Origin of the sequence: Acidovorax sp. (genome assembly GCF_016783915.1) — a bacterium.
Classification (GTDB): domain Bacteria; phylum Pseudomonadota; class Gammaproteobacteria; order Burkholderiales; family Burkholderiaceae_C; genus Acidovorax.
In genome coordinates, this window is the sequence record NZ_JADHVT010000220.1 from 1 (window position 1) to 5,734 (window position 5,734).

The following is a 5,734-nucleotide window of genomic DNA, read 5'->3' on the forward strand; positions in this document are numbered from 1 at the left end:
CCGACGTGGCTGCCCTGGTCGACAAGCTCAAAAACGAAGCAAAAGTCATCTAAGGAGAACAACAAATGACCGTACTCGTTATTGCTGAACACGACAACGCCTCCATCAAGGGCGCCACGCTGAATACCGTCACGGCCGCAGTGGCCTGCGGCGGCGACGTGCATGTGCTGGTGGCCGGCCACAACGCCGGTGCTGCCGCCCAAGCCGCCGCCAGCATCGCCGGAGTCGCCAAGGTCATCCACGCCGACGCAGCCGGCCTGGAGCACGGCCTCGCAGAAAACGTGGCCGCACAAGTGCTCGCCATCGCCTCCAGCTACAGCCACATCCTGTTCCCCGCCACCGCCAGCGGCAAGAACGTGGCCCCCCGCGTGGCCGCCAAGCTCGATGTCGCCCAGATCAGCGACATCACCAAGGTGGTGAGCCCCGACACCTTCGAGCGCCCCATCTACGCCGGTAACGCCATTGCCACCGTGCAAAGCAGCGACAGCGTGAAGATCATCACCGTGCGCACCACCGGCTTTGACGCTGCCGCTGCCACCGGTGGCAGCGCAGCTGTCGAAACCGCCGCTGCAACGGCCGATGCCGGCAAGAGCAGCTTTGTGGGCAGCGAGATCGCCAAGAGCGACCGCCCTGAACTGACCGCTGCCAAGATCATCGTCTCCGGTGGCCGGGCCCTGGGCAGCAAGGAAAAGTTCGACGAAGTCATGACGCCCCTGGCCGACAAGCTGGGCGCCGCCCTGGGTGCCAGCCGCGCGGCGGTCGATGCAGGCTACGCACCGAACGACTGGCAAGTGGGCCAGACCGGCAAGATCGTGGCACCGCAGCTGTATGTGGCCGCCGGTATCTCGGGTGCCATCCAGCACTTGGCGGGCATGAAGGACTCCAAGGTGATCGTGGCGATCAACAAGGACCCTGAGGCGCCGATCTTCAGCGTGGCTGACTATGGGCTGGAAGCGGATCTGTTCACGGCTGTGCCTGAACTGGTCAAGGCCCTGTAAGAACGCCCCTGTGCACACAAAGGCATCGCTCGCGATGCCTTTTTTTTGACGAAATTTCGCTTTCTCGGAGACACCCATGAGCTACACCGCCCCCGTCAAGGACATGCTATTCGCCATCGAGCACCTGGCCAACATTGAACAGATCGCGCAAATCCCAGGTTTTGAAGATGCCGGGCTGGACACGGCCGCTGCCGTGCTGGAAGAGTGTGCCAAGTTCAACGAAGGGGTGTTGTCGCCGCTCAACTGGGAAGGCGACAAGAACCCGTCGAGCTTCAACGCTGGCGTGGTGACCACGACGCCTGGCTTCAAGGAAGCCTTCCGCCAATACGCCGAAGGCGGCTGGCAGGGCCTGCAGCATCCCGCCGACTTTGGGGGCCAGGGCCTGCCCAAGACCATCGGCGCAGCCTGCATCGAGATGACCAACAGCGCCAACATGAGCTTTGCGCTGTGCCCGCTACTGACCGATGGCGCCATCGAGGCGCTGCTGACCGCTGGCAGCGATGAGCTCAAGGCCAAGTACCTGGAAAAGCTGGTCACCGGCCAGTGGACCGGCACGATGAACCTGACCGAGCCCCAGGCCGGCTCCGACCTGGCCCTGGTGCGCACGCGCGCAGAGCCGCAGCCTGATGGCACTTACAAGATTTTCGGCACCAAGATCTACATCACCTACGGTGAGCACGACATGGCCGAGAACATCATCCACCTGGTGCTGGCCCGCGTGCAGGGCGCGCCCGAGGGCGTCAAGGGCATCAGCCTGTTCGTGGTGCCCAAGTTCATGGTCAACGACGACGGCAGCCTGGGCGCGCGCAACGACGCCCACTGCGTGAGTATCGAGCACAAGCTGGGCATCAAGGCCAGCCCCACGGCTGTGCTGCAGTTTGGCGACCATGGCGGTGCCGTGGGCTATCTGGTAGGCCAGGAAAACCGCGGCCTCGAATACATGTTCATCATGATGAACGCCGCTCGCTACGCCGTGGGCATGCAGGGCATTGCGATTTCCGAGCGCGCCTACCAGAAGGCCGTGCAGTACGCCAAGGACCGCGTGCAGAGCCGCCCGGTGGACGGCAGCATCAACGCCAGCGCTGCCATCATTCACCACCCCGACGTCAAGCGCATGCTCATGACCATGCGCGCCACTGTCGAGGGCTGCCGTGCCATGGCCACCGTGGCTGCTGCAGCGTTTGACGCCGCACACCACCACCCGGATGCCGAGACGCGCAAGCAGAACCAGGCGTTCTACGAATTTATGGTGCCGCTGGTCAAGGGCTACAGCACCGAGACCAGCCTGGAAGTGACCAGCCTGGGCGTGCAGGTGCACGGCGGTATGGGCTTCATCGAAGAGACAGGTGCCGCCCAGTACTATCGCGACGCGAAGATCCTGACCATTTACGAAGGCACCACGGCCATCCAGGCCAATGACCTCGTGGGCCGCAAGACGGCACGCGATGGTGGCCAGGTGGCCAAGGGCATTGCCGCGCAGATCGAGAAGACCGAGGCCGACCTGCTGGCCAGCGGCACATCCGCAGCCCTGGCCGTGGCCAAGCGCCTCACGGCCGCGCGCAAGGCACTGCTCGACGTGATCGACTTTGTGGCTGGCAGCACCAAGGCCCAGCCCAACGCCGTGTTTGCGGGCAGCGTGCCTTACCTCATGCTGGCGGGCAACGTAGTGGCTGGCTGGCAGTTGGCGCGCAGCCTGCTGGTGGCACAAGACCTGTTGCAAAAGGGACAGGACGAAGCCTTCATGCGCGCAAAAATCACCACGGCCCAGTTCTATGCCGACCACATCCTGGTGAAGGCGCCGGGCTTGCGCGATTCGATTGTGGAGGGCGCGGCCAGCGTGACCGAGTTGGCGCTGGAAGCCTTTTGAAGATTGAGCGTGTTGTGAGGGGACGGCTGCCTGCAGTATGGGTAGCCCATTGATATAAAAATGATAGCTGCTAGCGCTTGATGGAAAAGCGCTAGGGCTCTATTTCATCCAAAAATCTGTTCAGGAAGTTGTTGCCATGTCCAAACTGCCGCCCGTGTTGCAAAACCTCTCGTTGCCTATCATCGGCTCGCCGCTGTTCATCATCAGCAACCCCAAGCTCGTGATTGAGCAGTGCAAGGCCGGTGTGGTGGGCTCCATGCCTGCGCTCAACGCCCGCCCTGCCGAGCTGCTGGACGAATGGCTGGCCGAGATCACCGAGACCCTGGCCGCCTACAACAAGGCCAACCCCGACAGGCCTGCTGCTCCCTTTGCCATCAACCAGATCGTGCACAAGAGCAATGACCGGCTGGAGCACGACATGCAGGTGTGCGCCAAGTACAAGGTGCCGATCATCATCACCAGCCTGGGTGCGCGCGAGGACGTGAACCAGGCCGTACACGCCTGGGGCGGCGTGGTGCTGCACGACATCATCAACAACAAGTTCGCACACAAGGCGATTGAAAAGGGCGCTGACGGCCTGATCGCCGTGGCGGCTGGTGCTGGTGGCCATGCTGGCACCAAGAGCCCGTTTGCGCTGATCCAAGAGATCCGCCAGTGGTTCGACGGCCCGCTGGCGCTCAGCGGCTCTATCGCCAGTGGCGGCGCGGTGCTGGCTGCACAGGCCATGGGGGCGGACTTTGGCTACATCGGTTCGGCCTTCATCGCCACCCATGAGGCGCGCGCCAGTGAGGCCTACAAGCAAGCCATCGTGGATGGCAACTCGGACGACATTGTCTACAGCAACCTGTTCACCGGCGTGCATGGCAACTACCTGGCGCCCTCGATCCGTGCGGCAGGCATGGACCCGGACAACCTGCCCGAGTCCGACCCCAGCAAGATGAACTTCGGCGGTGACGCCAAGAAGGCCTGGAAAGACATCTGGGGCTGCGGCCAAGGCATCGGCTCCATCAACGCCGTGACCAGCACCGCCGAACTTGTCGCCAAACTGCGCAGTGAATACGAGGCAGCCCGCGCCCGCCTCAAGCTCTGACATCGCGCGCGGTGTGAGGAGCGGTGGCTTCGTGCTGCCGGGGCCGGTCGGCCATCCTTCTGCCTCACTCTGTCGTTTGTTTCGCCCGCAATGTGTGCCTACACATTGCGGGCGAAACTTTTGTGGGATGTGTTCAGGCGGTCTGTTTGCGGTGACGCATCCGAGGGGAAACCCGCGTGGGCAGGAGAAGACCCCTGCAGATAATGATGATGAAAAATAATCAATGAATGCCGACGCTGCGCGCGCTGGCCTTGTCACCATGTTGCGAGGGAAATGCCTGATGTTCCGTGCTTTTGTGTGCCTGCTGGCCTTGTGCGCCGCCACCCTGGTTCATGCCCGCAATGAAGGCGTGACCGCCGATGAAATCCGGCTGGGGGCATCGGTGGTGTTGTCGGGGCCGCTGGGGCCGCAGACGGCGCAGTATGGCGAGGGCTCGCGACTGCTGTTCGACGCGGTGAACGCGCAGGGCGGGGTGCATGGCCGCATGATCCGGTACACCACGCTTGATGATGCTTTCGACCCGCAAAAGGCCGTCGAAAACACGCGCCAGCTGCTGGAAAACGACAAGGTGTTCATGATCTTCCACAGCACTGGCACGGCCCAGACGGCGGCCATCCTGCCGTTGGTCAAGGAGCAGCGCACCCTGCTGTTCGGTCCCGTCACGGGCGCCTCGGTGTTTCGCGAGGCGTTCAATCCGTATGTGTTCCATGTGCGTGCGGGTTATGCGAACGAGGCCATCAAGATCGTGTCGCAGTTGCGCCAGCAAGGCATCACCCGTGTGGCGGTGTTCTTCCAGGATGACGGCCTGGGCAAGACACTGGCAGGTGAGCTCAAGAAAGCTTCGGACGAGGAGAAGCTGCCCTTTGTGGCCGAGATCAAGGTGGACCCCAAACAGCCCGACTTTGCCGCCGCCGCACAGGCGACCGAAAAAGCCCAGCCCCAGGCTGTGATCGTGGCGACCGGCGGCACCACTTTCACGAGCTACATCAAGGCGGTGCAGGCCACGGCAGCGCGGCCTGCCTACTACGGGTTCTCGGTGGCCAGCATGGACGTGATCCAGCGCGAACTCAGGGACAAGGCGCGGGGCATCATCCTGGCGCAGATCATGCCTTCGCTGCGCAACACCACTATCCCGGTGGTGGCCGAATATCTGAGCCTGCTGCGCGCCAAGTCGCCCGGCGCTCAACCCTCGGCTTCGCAGTTCGAAGGTTTTGTCCACGCACGCTTGCTGGTGGAAGGGCTACGCCGCACGGGGCGCAACCTGACTACCGAGTCGTTCTCCAAAACGATGGAGGACGCGGGTGAAATTGCTTTTGGTCGTTTCAGCGTGAAGTATTCGCCGCGCAACCACAATGGGTCGACCTATGTGGAGCTGGCTATCGTGGACGCGGAAGGCAGTCTGCGTTACTGAGGGTATCCACGCTTCGCGCGGTGCGCGGACTCTTGTTCATCGAGCCCGCTGCAGGTGATGGCAGACCAGCGGGAGACAGTGCAGCTGTGCAAAAAATCCTCTAACGGAGGACAATAGCGGGTTTTGTTGTTCCTTCCTCGGTTCAGTTCGTCTTGCTGCTTTGCGCAGCAGGCGAATCAGCGCGGAGGGAATCCGGATATCCAGCGGTGCACTGTCTGCAGGGATTCAACACTGACCTTGCCCCTGTTTCGTGTAGTTCTTAACCCACGATTCACGCGGCCTTTTTACGCTGTGCCTCGTACCAGCGTTGTTCGTACTGCATCGGGCTGAGGTAGCCCAGCGACGAATGCAACCTGCGGTGATTGTAG

General features: G+C 62.5%; 5 protein-coding genes. 4 read left to right on the forward strand and 1 reads right to left on the reverse strand.

Translation table 11 applies throughout. From position 1 onward, the window contains the following. Positions 1–65: 65 nt before the first annotated feature. The 4 genes from ISS20_RS23095 to ISS20_RS23110 all read left to right on the forward strand — a co-directional run bounded on the left by ISS20_RS23095 (position 66) and on the right by ISS20_RS23110 (position 5,366). Positions 66–998: an FAD-binding protein gene (locus ISS20_RS23095; RefSeq protein WP_291439921.1), complete on the forward strand. Its 933-nt coding sequence runs from the start codon at positions 66–68 to the stop codon at positions 996–998. A gap of 76 nt (positions 999–1,074) precedes the next feature. After that, entirely contained in the window at positions 1,075–2,865 is a 1,791-nt protein-coding gene (locus tag ISS20_RS23100) for an acyl-CoA dehydrogenase (RefSeq protein ID WP_291439923.1), read from the forward strand. 136 nt (positions 2,866–3,001) lie between these two features. Continuing rightward, positions 3,002–3,955, forward strand: a complete 954-nt coding sequence (locus ISS20_RS23105) for a nitronate monooxygenase family protein (RefSeq protein ID WP_291439925.1) — start codon at positions 3,002–3,004, stop codon at positions 3,953–3,955. 280 nt (positions 3,956–4,235) lie between these two features. Further along, complete coding sequence (locus tag ISS20_RS23110; protein WP_291439927.1) at positions 4,236–5,366, forward strand: ABC transporter substrate-binding protein; 1,131 nt, start codon at positions 4,236–4,238, stop codon at positions 5,364–5,366. Positions 5,367–5,637: 271 nt separating this feature from the next. On the opposite strand, the gene ISS20_RS23710 is transcribed toward ISS20_RS23110, so the two are convergent. Continuing rightward, positions 5,638–5,734, reverse strand: a 97-nt coding sequence (locus ISS20_RS23710; protein WP_366828761.1) for an IS3 family transposase, incomplete at its 5' end; no start/stop codon positions are given.